Here is an 18,027-nt window from a genome sequence, read left to right on the forward strand (position 1 = left end):
CACGCTCAACCATCGAAGGAGGAACCCCTGATGACGGGCACACAGATCCGGCGGATCGCGGCGATGGGAAGCTCGTACGCTGCGGGTCCCGGCATCGAGCCGGTCGCCGACCGCCGGGCGAACCGCTCGGCGCGGAACTACCCGCACCTGCTGGCCGAACGGCTCGGTGCCGAACTCACGGACCTCACCGTGAGCGGAGCGACCACCGACACGATCACCACCACCCCCCAACGCGTGCTGCTCCACACCTTTCCGCCCCAGCTGGCCGGTCTGCCGGAGGACGCCGACCTGGTGACGATCACCGCCGGTGGCAACGACCTCGGCTACATCGGCAGCATGTTGCGGCTGGGCGTGGCGGGCCGGTTCTCTGCCCACACCCTCTTCCGGCCGCTGGGCACCGCACTGAAGCGGAAGAGCGTGCCGCGACCGTCGGAGGCCGACGTCGAACGGGCGGCGGCCGGTCTCGTCCTCATCGTGGAGGAAACGCGACGCAGAGTCGAGCGCGCGCGGGTGCTCCTGGTCGACTACCTCACGGTCGTCGGACCCGACACCCGCCACAGCCGCGCGACACCCTTCGAGGCAGCGACTCTGGAGGAGTTCCGCCGACTGGGCGACCAGGTCGCCGACGTCTTCACCCGCGCCGCCGCCCGCTCCGGGGCGGAACTCGTCGCGATGCGGCCGCGCAGCCAGGAACACGCTCTCGGATCGACCGAACCATGGGTGACCGGACTCCCCGAACGACTTCGCCCTTCCACCGTCGTCGGAGCCTTCCATCCCAACAGCGCCGGAATGCGCGCTGTGGCGGACGCGATCGCCGAGCACCTGCAAGGGCCCGAGAGGGAGCAGGGGCCAGCAGGCGACAGGCTGCCTCGTCATTCCTGATGACGGGGCCTGGGAGCTTCTGTACTCGATTGCCGGGGGCGAATTCCGGTCGGCTGTCCCGCTCGCGGTGGCACCGGGCAGGGCTGCCGCGCCGATACGGGCTTACCGCGAGTCAAGCCGGCGGGCTCGGGCCGGTGGCCTCTGCCGCGGCTCATGTCGGCGTCGGTTGAAGTCGCCTTCTGGACCACTTGCAGTGGCGGGGCCACGGAAGGGCACCGACACCGCGATCAGGCCGCAGCCCGTAGAGCCGCACGACTTCGGCAAGGTCGGCCGGCGGGTGCGGGCTGGTTGCGGAGTGCGGGGCGTCGGGGTGTAGCGGGTTGGTGGCCAGGTACCAGGTCGTTTTCTCCGGCAGGAGGCGCGGGTCGGTGGTGGCCACGACCAGGCGGCAGGGGCTGTCGGGGCCGTAGCCGCCCAGGCGGGCATCGGCGGCCCACCAGGTCTCGGTGTGCCCGTCGCGGAAGTGGTGTTCGATGGGCCGCCAGTCATCCCGATGGTCGGGGTCGGTGTCGGCCAGTGCACGGGCGGCGTCGATCGGGGTGTGCGGCAAATCGGTACGGGCCCAGGTGCCGCGGTGCGTTTTGAGCGCGACGACGTAGGGCAGGCCGACGTCGCGCAGGGCGAAGTACCAGCCGTCGCTCGGCCGAACGGACTGACTCCCGCTCGACGGCGACGGCGGCGCGGCGGCCCGGCGCCTGGACACCAGTGCAGGGGGCCGCACCGCGGGGCCCGAAGGCGCTGATCCACAGGGGCACGTCGATGGGCCGGGGGGCCGCGAGGCCGGAGGACTGAAGCATGCGTGCCGGTCTGCCGTCCAGTACGGCGGTCTCGCCCGCCAGAAGCCGACGCAAGGCGCCGACGAAGTCGCCGAAGGGGCCAAGTCGCATCAGGGCTTGGCCCAGAGCCAGGCGGGCGGTGAAACCGGTGCCGAAGCAGACCCGGAAGCGGCCCGGCGCCAGGCGGGCGACGGTGGCGATGGCGGACGCCATGGCCATCACGGATCGCTGCTCAGGAACGAGGACCGCCGTGGGGAGCCCGATGCGGGTCGTACGCCGGGCGGCGAGCGCAAGGTGGACGAAGGGGTCCTCCCACAGAGGTGCGGAATCGTAGCTCCACATCCGGGCGTAGCCGAGTTCCTCCGGTACGTGCTCCGGGCTTACGGACGGGCGAGTCCGGTGCGGTAGGCGATGACGACGAGTTGGGCTCGGTCACGGGCGTGGAGTTTGTTCATCGCGCGTTGGACGTGCGTGCGTACGGTGTACGGACTGACGAAGAGTTGCTCGGCGATTTCGGTGTTGTCCTTGCCTTCGGCGACCAGGGTGACCACTTCGGATTCGCGGGTGGTGAGCGCGTCCAGCTTGGCTGCCGGGAGGGGGTCGGGAGTGGCGATGAAGCGTCTGATCAATGTCCTGGTGGCAGCGGGTGACAGCAGGGCGTCACCGGCGGCGACGGTGCGGATGCCTTCGAGGAGGGTCTCGGCGGAGACGTCCTTGCCGAGGAATCCACTGGCGCCGGCGCGCAGTGCCTGGGCGACGTGTTCGTCCGTCTCGAAGGTGGTGAGGATCAGGACGCGGGTGGCGGTCAGGTCGGGGTCGCCGCAGATGGCGTTCGTGGCGGCGAGGCCGTCCACGCGGGGCATGCGGATGTCCATCAGGACGATGTCGGGATGGTGGGTCCGGGCCTCGGCGAGGGCTTGTTCTCCGTCGGCGGCTTCGGCAACCACCTCCATGTCGGGGTGCGTGTCGATGAGGGTGCGGAACGTCGTGCGCAGCAGGGCTTGGTCGTCGGCGAGCAGAATGCGGATGGGCATGGGTTTCCTGGTGTGGTCAGGGCTTCGTCGGCAGGTCGGTGGTGACGGTGAAGCCGCCTTCGGGGCGGTGTGCGGCCTGGAAGCGGCCGCCTGCCGAGTGGGCGCGCTCCCGCATGCCGATGAGGCCGAAGCCGCGGTCTGAGGGCCCCGAGGCGTAGGCCGGCTGGGAAGGGCTCGCGTCGTTGGTGACGGTGATGGTGAGGCGTTCGGCGTGGTAGGTCAGCCACACCTGGGCGGTGTGGACGACGGCGTGCTTGGTGACGTTGGTGAGTGCCTCTTGCACGATGCGGTAAGCGGTCAGGTCCGTCCCCGAGGACAGCGGACGCTGCTCGCCCTCGACGGTGACCTGGACATCGAGTCCGGCGGTATGGAACGCGGCTACGAGGTCGGGCAGTTGGTCCAGTCCGGGGGCCGGTTCCAGGAGGTCGGGGTCGTCGGGTTGTCTGAGCAGGGTCACGGCTGCCTTCATTTCGCGCAGAGCGTTGGCGGTGGTGTCGGCGAGTCCGGTGAGTACCTCCTGTGCCTGTTCCGGGTGGGTTCGGGTCAGGTAGGCGGCGGTGCCGGCCTGGGCGTTGGCCACGGTCAGGTGGTGGGCGACGACGTCGTGAAGTTCGCGGGCGATACGGACGCGTTCTTCGGCCACGCGGTGGCGGGCCTCTTCTTCTCGGGTGTGTTCGGCGTATTCGGCGCGGGCCTGGACGGCTCCCAGGTAGGCGTGGCGCAGGCGGGCGGCCGAGCCGAGGGCCACGGGCAGCAGGAGGCAGAAGAGAGGGTTGAGGGTGGTGAGTGGCCAGGGGTGGTGGTAGCGGTTGGCGAACAGCGCGGTTGCCACGATCAGCGTGATGACGGCGAGGCAGTACAGGTAGGTGGTCTTCCGGGGGGTCCGGACGGCCAGTTCATACATGGCGGCCATGACGGGTGCCAGAAGCAGGGGGGTGATCAGGTAACCGGTGCCTGCGGCGGCGCTGGCGCACACGGCGCTGAACACGACGACTGTGCGGGGATGGCTCCGGCGCCACAGCAGGGCTAGCGAGGCGGCGAAGGCCAAGGGGACGCCGGGGAGCCAGCCGAGCTGGTCGTCGGCGTAGGGAAGGCTGCTGTAGAGCGTGGCCGGGCCGCAGGCGGCGCACAGCAGTGCGATCAGGGCCGCCTCGGTCAGGCGGCGGTGGCCGCGGGCGTACTGCTGCCAGCTGATCGTCATGCGGCGCTCCGGAGGTGGGGGTGCTCAGGGAACATGGTGGGTGCGGAGGGACCGGGAGGGCCAGCGGGCCCGCCGCAATGTTCGCGGCGGGCCCGCACCATTCGGCGATGGCGGGTTGGTTCAGCGCCGGGCGGTCTCCCGTTCGGCCGGTACAGACAGTGCCTGGGTGTCGGTGTCGACGGGCTTGCCGGTCAGGGACGCTCCTTCGATATCGACGTTGGGCAGGATCCGGTCGAGCCGGCGCGGCAGCCACCACGCCCGTTCACCGAGCAGTGCCAGTACGGCCGGCACGAGCGCCATGCGCACGACGAAGGCATCGAACAGGACCGCGGTCGCGAGTCCGAACCCGATCATTTTGATCATGGATTCCTGGGCCCCGACGAATCCGGAGAACACCGCCATCATGATCAGTGCAGCGGCCACCACGACCCGAGAGCTGTAGCGGAACCCGGTGACCACAGCCTGCGCGGGACGCTCACCGTGAGCGTAAGCCTCGCGCATCCGGGAGACGAGGAAGACCTCGTAGTCCATGGCCAGGCCGAAGACGATACCCACAAGGAAGATCGGCATCAGACTCATGATCGGCCCGGTCTGCTCCACGCCCAGAGGGTCGGCGGCCCAGCCCCACTGGAAGACAGCGACCACCGCGCCCAGGGAGGCCAGGACGGAGAGCAGGAAGCCAAGGGCTGCCTTCAGGGGCACGAGCAGTGAGCGGAAGACCACCATCAGGAGCAGGATCGCCAGACCGACCACGACCACCAGATAGGGCACCAGGGCGTCCTGCATCTTCTGGGAGACGTCGATGTTCATGGCGGTGGAGCCGGTGACGTAGAACGTCGCGCCAGTTGCCTGCTCGCTCACACTGCGCTCACCGCGCAACGTGTGTACCAGGTCCTTGGTCGTCTCACTGGTCGGCGCGGTGGACGGCACCGCGGAGAGCACAGCGGTGCTGCCCGCCTCGTCGAAGCGCGGTGGGGAGACAGACACCACGCCTGCGGTATCGGCGACCTGGGCGGAGATCTTGGCGATCGCCGCCTTGGGGTCAGTAGCCTTCTGGGCGTCGACGACCACGGTCAGCGGGCCGTTGAATCCCGGCCCGAAACCCTCGGCCAGCGCGTCGTAGGCGCGGCGTTCCGTGGTGGCGGTGGACTTCACCTCGTCGCCCGGCATGCCCATCTGGAGGTCCAGCGCGGGCAGCGCCACCACCCCCAGACCGATGACCGAGGCGAGCAGCACCGGCACGGGGCGGCGTAGCACGAAGCGTGCCCAGCGCACACCGCCGTTCTCCTTCGCCGCACGCTGCGGGCGACGGGCGGTGCCCTTGCGGTCGCGGCGTGAAAGGACGGCGTTGGGCCAGAAGCCGAGCAGCGCCGGGACCAGGGTCAGCGCGATCAGTACGGCGATGACCACCGCTCCGGCCGCGGCCAGACCCATCTTCGTCAGCATCGGGACGCCGACCACCGACAGGCCGGCCAGCGCGATCACGACCGTCAACCCGGCGAACACCACTGCCGAGCCCGCCGTGCCCACAGCACGGCTCGTTGCCTCGTGTGGGGTATGGCCGGCAGCGCGTTCCTCCCGGTAGCGGGACACGACGAACAGGGCGTAGTCGATACCGACCGCGAGACCCAGCATCGAGGCCAGGGCGCCAGTGGTCCCGGACAGTCCCAGCGCACTGGACAGAGCGATGATGGACGTCATTCCGATGCCGACACCGAGCACCGCTGTCAGCAGCGGCAGTCCGGCCGCAGCCATCGACCCGAAGGTGATCAGCAGGACGACGGCGGCGAGCACGATGCCTACCACCTCGCTCGTCCCGCCGGCGGCCGGCTGCTCAGCCAGCGCGTTGCCGCCCACCTCGACCGTCAGCCCGGCGTCCCGGGCCTGGTCGAGCACTTCCTGCAGATGGTTCTTCGAGGCGTCGGTGAGGTCGGTGGCCGTCACCTTGTACGTGACAGTCGCATAAGCAGTCGAGGCGTCCTTGCTCACCGCGGAAGCCTGGAAGGGATTCACCACACCGGCGATCTGACTGCCCGAGTCCGCCTGGTCGACGAAGTCGTCGATCACCGCGCGGTTGTCGGCTGCGGTGATCCTCTCTCCGTCCGGGGCGACGAATACGATCCGGGCACTGGCGCCGTTCGCGGCGGTTCCAGGAAACCGCTGTTCCATCAGGTCGAAGGCCTTCTGCGCCTCGATGCCCGGCATGGACTGCGAGTCCTCCGGGGCGTCGGCGGCCGTGGCGGCCCCGAAACCGGCGACAGCGAGGACCGCCACCCACAGCAAGGTCACCGTCCAGCGCCGATGAAAGGCCAAACGGCCAACGTGATACAAGAAATTAGCCACGGGAGGAAGCACGCTCCACATTCAGATTCGGGTACCCAACCACCCTCCCCTGCCAGCCCCGCCACGTCGTCGTGCACATGCTGGCCTTCTCCCGTAGTGCCAGCGCAGTACACATCGGCCATCCACTGATGCGAGAAGACCACGTCATGGCCCCTACCAGTGCCCAGCAGAGGACATACGAACGAGAAGGTCGTGCAGCTATCGGCCACACAGGGGCGACATCAGGAGGGCAGGGCCCTGCCTGGTCAGCGCACCGCCCGCGGCTTGCGCCACGGCGCCAATGCCGTCGATACCGCGGTGAACAGGCCCACCTTGCGAACCGTCTCGGCAACAGCACCGCCCCGGCCTGCGAGACCCCCAGCCACCGCCCTCGATGCGGACACATGCGTACAACCCGATACGCTTACCCACCTGCAGAGTGCTTCTTCCCGTGCAGGCAACAGCACCCTGGACAAGCCGCATAATGCCGCACAGCGCGACCAGGGTGTCCATGCTCATCCGCTGGGGCGGCTGTGTCACCAAGCGGTAGACCTGCTCACGCGACAGGGTCACGCCACGTTCTGCCAGGAGCGGCACCAGGTCCGACGTCTGAAACATCTGGTGCTCGGCCATCGTGGCCCGCAGACACCACTCCTATCCCATCTTCTTGATCATTTAAGATCCCAGTCGTCACCCAGCCGGCGCCTCAGCGAAGCTTCCAGGAGCTGGTTCCGGTACTCCTCAGAGACGCCCATGTAGATGGCCGTCGTAGACGCGTGGGTATGTCCCACCTGCTGCTGGATTATCTTGAGTCCGGGCAGGCTTCGTGCCTGTGACCTTGGCGTTCGCGTTGAGGACGCTGTTGTCGAGGCGGAGTTGGCAGCCGCGTTCCCGTAGCGGATAGCTGACTGATCGTTATCAGGGCGAGACGCGCTGCTGCGGTTCCTGATGGGGTGGCTCATCTCCGGGCGGCTGGTGCTGGAGTTCACGAGGTTGCGGGTCCTGACGAGGGGTGGCGGGGCTGCCCGAGTTCCTGATCGCGTTCGCGGGCCGCGGCCTGCTGCTGAGCGCGGTAACGGTGGAGTGCCGGCTGGTCGCCGAGGTGTTCGGCAGCCGCGATTGCGGCGTCGAGGACTCCGTCCATCCAGAGCCGAGGAATCCCGTGCAGGTCCTGCTCGCTGGCGGCGAGCAGTCGGTGCGCTGTTGAGTCGTCGGGTGCGATCGGGACGAGGAGGAAGCACTCCTTGACGAAATGCCGCCATATTCCCTGGTCGAAGCCCTGCTTGTCGGGAGGCAGGCTGCGCTGGGCCTCCTGAAGTGTTTGCCGTGTGCCCGTGTAGTCGTCGGTTCGGCGTTGCAGCCGAGCAAGGGTGAGAAGTTTGCTCACCCTTGCTCCTGACCACGACGAATCACTGATCGCGACGGCTTCTTTCTGTACTTCCACGGCTTCGGCGAGGTAGCCGAGCTGAGCGAGGTGGAACTGCAGTGTGTTGAGCGTGTCGCCGGTTCGGGGCTCACCTGCCGCCCATTCGGTCATGAAGAGGCGGGACACCTCGCGCTCGCCGAGGCGCGCGGCGTGGTGGGCCCACGACTTGAGTCCTTCGTCGGCCGGATCGGAAGGGAATCGTGTGCCTTGCCGGTCCAGCCATTCCTCGACGGCGGCATCGGTATGCCGGGGCGATGTGATGTCGCCCAGGATGCGTGCGCGGTCGGGGTGGGAGCTGGCTCGCACCGTCTCCGTGGCGGCGGCGATGCCTGCGGTGAGGAGATGATAGAGGTGGTAGCCCAGCGCCGTATCGAAGCTGATGTTCTTGGCGTCCCAGTGCAGCCAAAGGTCCTCCGCCTGCCGGTGTTCGGCGACCAGGAATCCCGCCAGGGTTAGGTCGGGGGCCATGCCCCAGGGGACGGCCTCGCGGTAGTACGTGGTCTGCTGCTGGAGCAGGAAGCGCAGGAGCGGCAGGTCCTGGGGGCGGCGGTCGTATTGCAGTGCCCACAGAACGGCGAAGCGGGCCGCTCTGTTGCGGTCGGCCACGGGACCCTCGTCGGTAACCTGGGCGCAGTAGGCCAGGTCTGCCCACATCGTCGAGTCCTGCCGTGCTCGTTCGAGGGCGCTTCTGGGTCTGCGCAGGAGCCGGTCCTGCTCTTCGGCGGTACTCATTGTCTTCCCTTCGCTTGTTCTTTCGTGATTCTTTCTGCTCGTTGCTCGCCCAGTGCGCCGGCGAGTTGGTCGCGGAGTCGCCGGTTCTCCTCGGTGAGCTGCCGGACACGGGTGTTCGCGGCTTCGAGCCGCCGCAGCAGAGAGGCGTCGGAGGTCCGTTGGCGAGCCGGAACTGGAGACACGGGTCCTCGGTGGTGTGCCGCTCGCAGGCGTTCGACTTCAGCCCGCAGGTCCGGCTGGGCATAGAGCCAGGACCTGGACACTCCGGCCTGATTCGCGACGGTCTCGAAGGTGACCGGCTCGCCCGCTGCGTCGAGAGTGCGGAGGGCCTGGACGGCCTTGGCGCGGGTGTACTCGCTGCGGCGGCGGGCTGCGTCGACGATGTGCTGGCTGTTGTCAGCTCGCATCGGCGGAAGCCCCCGACTGCCCGGGATCGGACTCCAGACCGGTAATGACCTTCTCCAGGTTTCCGAGGACTTGGCGGTTCATCTCGACCACCCGCGTTTGGCCGCGGGCCTCGGCGGCGGAGACGATCTGCAGCAACTGCTGGCGCTGATCGCGGTGTTGTGGCAGGAACTCGGGGGTGGTGACGAACATCGGGCAGGTCAGGCAAGCGTTGGCATGCGGACAGGTTTTCTGTACTGGCAGGCCGCAGTAGCCGTTGGGTAGGGCCTGGGTCACGCGGCCGAGCCGCTGCTTGGCCCAGGTGGCCTCGGCCAGCGGGCCGTCGGGATCGACGGTGACGCTCTCGCCCTTGATGTTGACCTTGCGGGCCTTCTCCCAGTGCCGGCGAACCGTGGTGTCGTGCAGCCGGGCGTAATGCGCGGTCATCTCACCCGAGGAGTGATCAAGAAGGACGCGTACGACTTCCTGTGGGACGTCCCGGTTGATCAGCCTGGTTCCAAAAGTGTGGCGCCATTGATGGGGCGTCAGGTGCACCGCCCGGCCGTGCTCGTCGCGGACGTCGCAGCGCTCCAGCCAGAGATCGAGCTGTCCGCGGTAGGAGTGGGTGGTCAGCGGTCGGGTGCCGTCGGGGTTCATCCGCGGGGCCGGGAACAGCCACCGGCTGCCGCCGGGCCAGCGTCCCAGGACGCGCTGCTGCTGGGCGGTGATCTCGCCCTCGACCTCCTCGTCGATGGGGACCAGGGCCTCGCGTTTCATCTTCCGGTTGAGGTAGCGCAGATAGGCGGCGCCGTCGGCGTCCCGGATGATGCAGTCGAAGGCCAGGTTGCAGGCGTCACCGACCCGCAGCCCGCACCGCATGAGGACCAAGGTCAGCAGGCGGCCCTCGGGGTTGTGCCAGCGGTCGAGGTTGGCGGGCTGCTCGACCTGGGCCATGACCTGCTCGGCAAGCGCCCGGGGCAACCGCTTGTCGGGACGGGGGAAGTCGTCGGGGTAGAAGGTCGCGTTCGCCGGAAGGGTCTCGTCCCAGCCGTGGCGGCGAATGGCGTGGAAGAACGCGTTCAGCGAGCCGATGTCCCGGCCGCGCGAGTGGATCGACCGCGGGTCGACGGCGAGATCGGCCAGGTAGCGTTCGAGTACCTTCCGGTCCACCGCAACCAGACCGCCCGCGGCGACCCGTGGGTCGGCCAGGAAGCCGGAGAATCGGTTGAGCGCGAGGATGTCGACGACGGCCTGGTTGATGCTGCGGCCGATACTGAGCCGCCAGCGCACGAACCTTTTGGCCGGCTCGCGCAGCCATGGCTGGGCGATGCGGTCGAACCGCAACCGGGCCCGGGTGCCCTCGATTCCGAGCCGACGCAGCACCCACACATCGCGGGGGAACTCGCTCTCCCAGCCGCTGCCGCAGGCGAGATCCTCCAGATGCTCGTGCGCGTAGCGCAGGAACGCAAGTTGTCCGTTCTGGTCATGGCTGGCCCCGCGCATCGCGGCGAAGTGCTCACTCCACTGCTCCATCGGCCACTCCAGCAAGGATCCTGCCTCGCTGGCGGCGGTCAGCCGGATCACCGGCGAGACGGCCGAGCTATGGGTGTTGACCTGCCGCTCGTCGTGGCGGCACTGCAGCGCGTACTGCAATTCGAGCTTGAGCTGACGCTTGTCGTCCAGCGGCCGGAAGTCGAAGCGGTCGTCTCCGGCGACCTCGCAGCGGCGTACGAACTCCTCGATCTCGGGGCTGCCGACGGCATACCAGCGGGACTTGTGGTTGTGGCAGAACGGCGACTTCCCCTGGATCCACAGGGTGCAGAACGACAAGCGGCAGATCTGGTGGCTGCTGTCGGCGACCGCCGGCAGATCGGCCACCCACTTCTTCTTCTCGGGCTTGCCCGTTCGTTCCCAGAAGCCGTGATGGCTCACGCACAGCCCTTGGCGGGCCGCACCGTAGTGGCAGCCGGCGACGGAGCACTCGGTCAGTTCAGTCCGCCCGACCGGGCCGGGGCCGGGATCGGCGATGAACGTTTCGATGTCGGGGCCTCCGCGCCGCTGCCAGCGGTAGTAATGACCGCGGCAGAGCTGACGGGTGCGGGGCTGCCGTGGACATCCGGGAACCCGGCAGGCTCCCAGCCCGAAGATCAGCTCTCCCGGAGCGGGGATGAACACACCGACGCGGAACTCCGGCCGGACCGCAGCCATGAGTTTGCCCAGTAGCCCTGAGCCGGGAAGGGGAACAGCGGGAGTCGACTCACTCACCAGTGGACCTCCCGCCCGGTCAGGAACCCGGCGGCCTCCAGGGCGCGACGGGCGTCCTCGACGGACAAGTGACCGTAAATATCGAGCGTGGTGGCGATCGAGGAATGGCCAAGCAAGGTACTGACGACCTCGATGGGCACCTTGCGGCGCAGGAGCAAAGTGGCCCGGGTGTGACGGAACCAGTGAGGGTCGAAGTCGATGCCGGTGGCACGGCGGATTCGCAGCACCAGGTCGTAGACGGCCGCATAGGTCAGCGGGTGTCCGTAGGAGCCGCCCCAGAGGTTGACGAACATGTAATCGCTGTCCAGGTCGCCGTACTCGTCGTGGAGATAGTCCGCGTAGAGCCGGATGATCTCGGGGCCGACGGGCACAGTGCGGGGAGAGGCGGACTTGGCCCGTGCCCGGTTGTCATTGACTCGCGGAGTGACGATCAACTCGCCTTCTGCCGCAGCGAGATCCTCGTGACGCAGACCAAGGGCCTCGCCGATCCGGATGCCGGTCTCCCACAGCAGCGCGAACAAGAACCGGTCCCGCAGCCGGGTGCACGCGTCCAGGATTGCCTGGACCTGGGCGGCGGTCAGGATGGTCGGGTGCATGCGAGGCGTCTTCAGCTTGATCGTGCGGCGCCGCTCGGGTTCGCCGCCGGCCAGGTGATACAGAAACGGCTTCCAGCCCGTCCGTCGGGCTCGCACCGGCTGCAGCTCGGTGACCAGATCACCCAGGTCCACGCCGTGACGGGCGTGGAAGACGTAAAGACCGCTGACCGCCGACAGCTTTCGGTTGACCGTGGTCACCCCGCAGTGATGCTCCGCTGACGGCAGCAACGCGACCCTGCCGTCACGACCCGCAGGCGGCAGCCGGAGCCAGGCGACGAACTCGCCCAGATCCTCCAACCGCACCTCGCGCCAGTCCAGACCGCGCCGGCCGAGGAAGACGAACCAATCCTTCAGATCATGGGCGTATGCCTTGACCGTGTTCGGGGACCGCTCGATGTCGGTCAGGTAGGTCAGATAGCGCTCGATCGGCTCGACTATCCCGCCCTCGTCGCCAAGGACCGTCCACGACTCAAGCGACGAGGCGGGCATCAACACCCGTTGCACCAGCATCAAACCTCCCGAAGAACTGCGTGATGGACGGCGGTAGATAACCACCTCCACCACACAGACCACCGCCCACCCCGGACTCGTGCTGCACGTCATGGACACACACCAGAGGGCTCAAGAGAACTTGAACGAAGCGGGCAGGGTAGCCGAACTCGGTCAGATGCGTGATGTAGCTGTGGCGCAGACAGTGCAGGTCGAGGTCCTCGTCGAGGCCATCTCGTGCACCCACTCGTCGAGGACGTCGACTACCCAATCCATCTCGGGGACCAGAAGCACCGTCCGTCGCTTCGGCGGTGTGCCCTTGGAGGACTTCCCGTACCGGACGGCCATGCTGCCAGCCTGCCCGAACTGCGGCGCCTTCCTATGACGTCGCAGATCCACCAGGTCGACCCTCGAAGACTCGGTCCGCCGGGTGCCGTAGGCATAGATCGTCTTGAGTGCGGCAGCATCGCGTAGTGCGGTGAGCGTGCCCTTCCGGCCCTGCCCGTGAATGCGTCGAGGTCGGGCATCGGCAGCGTCGAACAGCGCCTGGACCTCGTCGTAGGTCAGAGGCCGACGCCGGGGATCGCCTTCGTACTCCACCGAGTGAAGAACAGAGTTACTTCGTGGAAGATCACCTGCGGTGACAGGCCGAACCGTTCCTGGCAGGTCTCAACCCACCCGTACCGGCGGTCCAGCAAGTACTCCACGAACAGCTCGATGACCACCTCGTAAGACCGAGCCGTAGACAACTGGATCGGCTTGGACCCGCTGCGAAGGTGGACGATGAACGCCTCGCCATCGGCGGGAGTCCACTGCCACGGGTACAACCCCGTGAACTCCTCGAGCCGTTGAAGCAGAGGCAGCCGGGGCTGGATCGTCGAAGCCTGGAGAAACCGCGCGGACTGCTGCCGAGCCCATCCCTCCTTCATTGCAGAGGAAACCAGCTGGCTCCGGGTCCAGAAGGACAACGTTCGGGGCCAGCGCAAGACGCACCGAACCGGGTGCCTCAGCGACCACGCGTGTCGCTGTATCAAACGCATCATTGTTGCGTCCACACCGAGTGGTGCTGGTCAACTGCGCAAGGGACTCCGGGCATTCCCGCGTCAGGGGATCTGATCAGCAGCAACGGCCGATGCGAAGGTGTACGAACTGTTGCAGCTGGGGAATTTCCCGTGTTGGTCTGCAGCCGGGGCAGGTCGCTGGCCTGTGCCGCAACGATCCTCACCTGATGACGGACTCCCGGGCCCTCGGGCTCGGTCGAGGGCGCCCACGTTCACGTCGCGCGACGGCAGAACGAGAACGGCGCCTGGTCCAAGTCCAAGAAGTCGTGGGCCGTGCCGGTGGACCACCTCCTGGTCGTCACCTTCCCGCGCTCCCCCTCCTCGGTGCCCGCATCTGCCCGGTCAAGGACTGCGACAAGATGGCCACCCGGTTCCTCCAACTGCCTGACCTGCAGCCGTTCGACAGCCTGGGCCCCTGCGTGGTCGCCGCTTGCTACCGGGTCCGCGGCAACGCCGACTACTGCCCGCCTCACCGCCAGACGCGCAACATCCTGCGCCGCACCGGGAGGCTGGAGGACGAGGAGGAGCTCTGGCACCGGACCGCGACGGCGGTGGTCGAACCGGGGCGTCGTCAGCCTCAAACAGAGAGATCAGGGACATCGACGCACTCGACGATCTTCCCCGTCGGCGGGGGGAAGAACCCCCCTTCCGCCCATTCAGCGTCAGATCAACTCCAACGCCATGCTCTCGAAGCGCCTGCACCAGAACCGCGACGAATGGAGAAACGGTGCTCCGTTGAGGAAAACGGTCCGAACGACCCGTCACGGTCCCCCGGTGCGGCTCACTTCAGCCAGGATTCGACCAGCGTCTTGTTCTCACCGATCCACTCCTTCGCGGCTTCCTGCTCATGGCCCGAGCCCCTCTTCTGAAGCAGCAGTTCAAGGCTGCCCAGCTGGGCCGAGGTGAGCTTGAAGTTCTTGAGCCATCCGGCCAGTTCGGGGTGGTCGGCGGCGAAGCCCTTGGGGGCGATGGCCTGGACCTTGTCGGGGTCGCCGTATGCGCCCTTGGGGTCCTTGAGGACCTTCAGCGGCAGCTTCGCGTACGCCCAGTGCGGTCGCCACAAGGTGACCACGATCGGTTTCTTCTTGCCGATCGCGCTCTGCAGCGCGGAGAGCATGGCGGAGCTGCTGCTTTCGGTGAGCTGATAGTCATCCTTGAGACCGTAGGCGGGCATGACGCTCTCACGCGTGAGCCGCATCAGGCCGGAGCCCGCCTCGATGCCGACGATCTGGCCGCCGAACTCCGATGCATGCGCCTTGAGATCGGCGATCGAGTTGACGTCCTTCACGTACGTGGGGACGGTCAGATTGAGGTCGGCCGGTGCGTACCAGGTGGAGGTGACCTCCAGCTTGGAGCCGAGCTTCTTCCAATACGACTCGTGGGTACTGGGCAGCCAGGCGTCGAGGTAGAGGTCGACCTGTTTGTTCGCGACGCCGGTGAAGGTGCTGGCGACGTCCAGTGACTGAACGTCGACCTTGTAACCGCGCTCTTCGAGGATCTCCTTCCAGAGATACGTGGCGGAGGTGCCCTCGTCCCAGCCCTCGACGACGGCGATCTTCAGCGTCTTAGAGTCGCCGCGCCCCCCGCCGGAGCCGGAGTCCACGCTCGCCGTCTCTCCGCTGCACGCGGTGGTGACCAGAGTGAGTACGGTGGCAATACAGCCGAGGAGAAGTGCGCCGCGGGATCGGCGTGAGGTGCGGTTCATGAGCGGTTTCCTGTTCTGAGACAGTCTTCACGCCGAAGCGGCGATGGCGGGTTCGGGGGCGGGATCGGAGGTGACGTCGGCGGCCGGGGTGGGCCGGGTGCGGTTCTTGCGGCGCCGGCGTCGCCTCGGCGTGGCCAGCGCGCCGGTGACGCGGTCGAGGAAGATGGCGAGGAAGACGACGGCCAGTCCGCCCTGGAAGCCGACGCCCACGTCGAGTTGGCTGATGCCGCGGACGACGACGGTGCCGAGGCCGGCGGCGCCGACCATGCCGGCGATGACCACCATGGACAGCGCCAGCATGATCACCTGGTTGATGCCGGCCATGATCGAGGGCAGGGCGAGCGGGAGTTGGACCTCCCGCAGGATCTCGCGGGGCTTGGCGCCGAAGGCGTGCGCGGCCTCGACGACCTCCTTGTCGACCTGCCGGATGCCCAGTTCGGTGAGGCGGACGGCGGGCGGGACGGCGAAGACGGTGGTCGCGACGACTCCGGGGACGAGGCCGATGCCGAAGAAGAAGACGGCCGGGATGAGGTAGACGAACACCGGCAGGGTCTGCATGAAGTCGAGCACCGGCCGGACGACGGCGCTGGCCACCCGGCCCCGGGCGGCCCAGACGCCTATGGGTACCCCGATGGCCACGGCGAGGGCGGACGCGACCGTGACGACCGCAAGGGACTGCATCGCCTCGGTCCACAGGTTCATGCCCTGGATGAGGAGGAAGGCGACGACGGTGAAGGCGGCGAAGCCCCACTTGCCGGCGACGTACGCGAGTGCCGCGAAGACCCCTGTCACGACGAGTGGATGGGGTGCGGTGAGGACGAAGAGTACGGCGTTGACCAGCGTCGTCATCACCGAGGAGATGGCGTCGAAGGCGCCGCCCAGGTGCTGCGTGAGCCAGTCGACGGCGGAACTGACCGGCGTACCGAGATCGATGGTGAACAAGGGGCTAGACATGGGCCGCCTCCTTCCGGGGGTCGGTCGCGTCCGACTTCCGGGGGTCGGACAGAGCCGTGAGGAGTGCCGCACGGGGGACGACGCCGAGGAGCCGGCCGTCGTCGTCGGTGACGGCAAGGGGCACGGCGTGCCGTCCGACCCGCGGGCACAGGTCGACGAGCAGGGTGTCGGGGCCGGTCCGCTCGTACTCCTCGACCAGGCATTCGCGCACGGACGTACGGCCATCCCGGACCGCCTGGGAGAGCAGGTCGTCGCGCGCCACGCCGGCGATGCGCCCGTCGGAGTCCCGTACGTATACCCCCGCGGCCTCGATGTTCGACAGCCTCCTCAGGACGTCCCGGGGATCGTCGTCCGCGCTCGCCGTCATCAGCGGCTCGCGCATGATGGCGCTCGCGGTCAGCACGCGTGAACGGTCGACGTCGGAGACGAAGTCGCGAACGTAGTCGTCGGCGGGCGAGTGGAGGATGTCGGTCGCGGAGCCGAGTTGTACGACGCGCCCGTCGCGCATGACCATGATCCGGTCGCCCAGCCGCATCGCCTCGTTGAGGTCGTGGGTGACGAAGACGATCGTGCGGCGCAGGTCCCGCTGCAGGATCAGCAGCAGGTCCTGCATGTCGCGGCGGATCAGCGGGTCGAGCGCGCTGAACGGCTCGTCCATGAGCAGGATCTCGGCGTCCGTGGCGAGCGCACGGGCAAGGCCTACGCGCTGTCGCTGACCACCGGACAATTCGCCGGGGTAGGCATCGCCCCGGTCACCGAGGCCGACCGTTCGCAGCGCCCAGTCGGCGCGATCGAGCCGCTCGGATTCGGCGACCCCCCGCAGCCGCATGCCGTAGGCGGCGTTCTCACGCACCGTGCGATGCGGGAACAGCGCGAAGTGCTGGAAGACCATGTTGACCTTGCGGTTGCGCAGCTCCCGAAGGTCCGCGTCGCCCATCGCCAACACATCGCGGCCGTCGATGCGCAGTTCACCGGAGGTCGGCTCCACCAGCCGGTTGAGCATGCGGAGCAGGGTCGACTTGCCGGAACCCGACAGCCCCATGATCACAAAGAGCTCTCCTGGCGCCACGTCGAACGTCACGTCGTCGACCGCGTGCACTCCGTCGGATGCCGAGCCGTACACCTTTTTCAGCCGAGATGCCTCAATCACCATGCCCCACCTCCGGGGTCCGCGCGGGGCGGAAAGGTCGAGGTTGTTTCGCAATACGAAACCAGTGCGTATTGCGGTACGCACGATGTCCCCGCGCCGGGCGCCCCGTCAAGGCCCTTGGAGGAAGGAAACGGCGAATTAACCCCGGACGACCATCACGGGAAGGCGCACCATGCGGCCGTCCCACCGGGCAGCGCCTGCCGCTCGACTACTCTTCCGCCATGACCAGCAACGGCAGCCGCCCACGTGATCACTCGGTGCAGTCCGTCGACCGGGCGGTATCGATCCTGCAAGTGCTGGCCACGCGGGGCCCCAGCGGGGTGACCGAGATCGCCGAGGAACTGGCCATCCACAAGTCGACCGTGTTCCGGCTGCTGGCGACACTGGAGTCACGGGGCATGGTCGAGCAGGACGCCGAGCGCGGGCGGTACCGCATCGGGTACACGGTGGTGGAACTGGCGGGCGGCGCGAGCAAGGTGAACGACCTGGCCGTGCTGAGTCACCCCGTCTGCCAGGAGTTGGCCGCGGCCGTGGGCGACACCGTGAACGTCGCGATCCGGGACGGCGACGACGTGATCAGCATCGACCAGGCGATCGGTTCGGCGATCATGAGCATCGACTGGGTCGGCCGGCACTCCCCGATGCACGCCACTTCGGCAGGCAAGCTCTTCATGGCGCACATGACCCCCGACGAGATCGCGGAGATCTTCGCGAAGCGGCCGGAGCAGTACACCCCGCACACCATCATCGACCCGGTGCGTCTCGCGGCGGAGCTCAAAGCGGTCCGAGAGCGCGGTTACGCCACCACCAGCGAAGAGCACGAGATCGGCCTGGCCGCCATCGCCGCCCCGGTCCACTCCCTGAACGGCCAGGTCATCGCGGCCGTGACCCTGTCCGGGCCGACCTTCCGGATCAACGAGGACACCATTCCCGACCTCGCGGAACAGGTGATGAAGGCCGGCGCGAAGATCTCCTGGCGCCGGGGCTACGTGAAGCGCGGCTGAGCCCGGCGCCAATCCGGGCCACGCCGCGAGACAGACAGAGGGCTCT

At 67.9% G+C, this 18,027-nt stretch carries 15 protein-coding genes and 1 pseudogene; 2 read left to right on the forward strand and 14 right to left on the reverse strand.

Features of this window, described 5'->3' with window-relative positions:
- Positions 1–30: 30 nt before the first annotated feature.
- Entirely contained in the window at positions 31–882 is an 852-nt protein-coding gene (locus Q4V64_RS01165) for an SGNH/GDSL hydrolase family protein (RefSeq protein ID WP_303708729.1), read from the forward strand.
- Positions 883–1,033: 151 nt separating this feature from the next.
- Here the strand turns inward: Q4V64_RS01165 and Q4V64_RS01170 are convergent, their stop codons facing one another.
- From Q4V64_RS01170 to Q4V64_RS01235, 14 genes and pseudogenes are all read right to left on the reverse strand, one after another.
- Entirely contained in the window at positions 1,034–1,585 is a 552-nt protein-coding gene (locus tag Q4V64_RS01170; protein ID WP_253267504.1) for a hypothetical protein, read from the reverse strand.
- 453 nt (positions 1,586–2,038) lie between these two features.
- Positions 2,039–2,692, reverse strand: a complete 654-nt coding sequence (locus Q4V64_RS01175) for a response regulator transcription factor (protein ID WP_124445424.1) — start codon at positions 2,690–2,692, stop codon at positions 2,039–2,041.
- A gap of 16 nt (positions 2,693–2,708) precedes the next feature.
- Entirely contained in the window at positions 2,709–3,893 is a 1,185-nt protein-coding gene (locus Q4V64_RS01180; protein ID WP_124445423.1) for a sensor histidine kinase, read from the reverse strand.
- A gap of 120 nt (positions 3,894–4,013) precedes the next feature.
- Positions 4,014–6,236 (reverse strand): MMPL family transporter, encoded by a 2,223-nt coding sequence (locus Q4V64_RS01185; protein ID WP_124445442.1) that lies wholly within the window; start codon positions 6,234–6,236, stop codon positions 4,014–4,016.
- Positions 6,237–6,695: 459 nt separating this feature from the next.
- A pseudogene (locus Q4V64_RS54655) lies at positions 6,696–6,848 on the reverse strand (helix-turn-helix transcriptional regulator); the annotation flags it as partial.
- Between the two features lie 352 nt (positions 6,849–7,200).
- Complete coding sequence (locus tag Q4V64_RS01195) at positions 7,201–8,373, reverse strand: hypothetical protein (RefSeq protein ID WP_253267503.1); 1,173 nt, start codon at positions 8,371–8,373, stop codon at positions 7,201–7,203.
- Positions 8,370–8,780, reverse strand: a complete 411-nt coding sequence (locus Q4V64_RS01200) for a DUF6262 family protein (protein ID WP_124445422.1) — start codon at positions 8,778–8,780, stop codon at positions 8,370–8,372. Before Q4V64_RS01200 ends, Q4V64_RS01195 begins: the two co-directional genes overlap by 4 nt.
- A complete protein-coding gene (locus Q4V64_RS01205; RefSeq protein WP_124445421.1) occupies positions 8,770–10,965 on the reverse strand; it encodes a site-specific integrase in 2,196 nt (731 codons plus the stop codon). Before Q4V64_RS01205 ends, Q4V64_RS01200 begins: the two co-directional genes overlap by 11 nt.
- 53 nt (positions 10,966–11,018) lie before the next feature.
- Positions 11,019–12,128 (reverse strand): tyrosine-type recombinase/integrase, encoded by a 1,110-nt coding sequence (locus tag Q4V64_RS01210; protein ID WP_124445440.1) that lies wholly within the window; start codon positions 12,126–12,128, stop codon positions 11,019–11,021.
- 153 nt (positions 12,129–12,281) lie between these two features.
- Positions 12,282–12,707 (reverse strand): hypothetical protein, encoded by a 426-nt coding sequence (locus Q4V64_RS01215; protein WP_253267502.1) that lies wholly within the window; start codon positions 12,705–12,707, stop codon positions 12,282–12,284.
- Complete coding sequence (locus Q4V64_RS01220) at positions 12,671–13,036, reverse strand: hypothetical protein (RefSeq protein ID WP_303708735.1); 366 nt, start codon at positions 13,034–13,036, stop codon at positions 12,671–12,673. The genes Q4V64_RS01215 and Q4V64_RS01220 overlap by 37 nt, the downstream gene beginning before the upstream one ends.
- Before the next feature lie 913 nt (positions 13,037–13,949).
- Positions 13,950–14,873 (reverse strand): glycine betaine ABC transporter substrate-binding protein, encoded by a 924-nt coding sequence (locus Q4V64_RS01225; protein ID WP_172629595.1) that lies wholly within the window; start codon positions 14,871–14,873, stop codon positions 13,950–13,952.
- A 27-nt stretch (positions 14,874–14,900) separates the two neighbouring features.
- Positions 14,901–15,827: a proline/glycine betaine ABC transporter permease gene (locus Q4V64_RS01230; protein WP_172629594.1), complete on the reverse strand. Its 927-nt coding sequence runs from the start codon at positions 15,825–15,827 to the stop codon at positions 14,901–14,903.
- Positions 15,820–16,980, reverse strand: coding sequence for a betaine/proline/choline family ABC transporter ATP-binding protein (locus Q4V64_RS01235; protein WP_124445420.1), 1,161 nt, complete (start codon positions 16,978–16,980; stop codon positions 15,820–15,822). Before Q4V64_RS01235 ends, Q4V64_RS01230 begins: the two co-directional genes overlap by 8 nt.
- Before the next feature lie 218 nt (positions 16,981–17,198).
- On the opposite strand from Q4V64_RS01235, the gene Q4V64_RS01240 reads away from it, so the two are divergent.
- Complete coding sequence (locus tag Q4V64_RS01240) at positions 17,199–17,981, forward strand: IclR family transcriptional regulator (protein ID WP_172629593.1); 783 nt, start codon at positions 17,199–17,201, stop codon at positions 17,979–17,981.
- Positions 17,982–18,027: the final 46 nt, after the last annotated feature.

Origin of the sequence: Streptomyces sp. NL15-2K (genome assembly GCF_030551255.1) — a bacterium.
Taxonomy (GTDB): domain Bacteria; phylum Actinomycetota; class Actinomycetes; order Streptomycetales; family Streptomycetaceae; genus Streptomyces.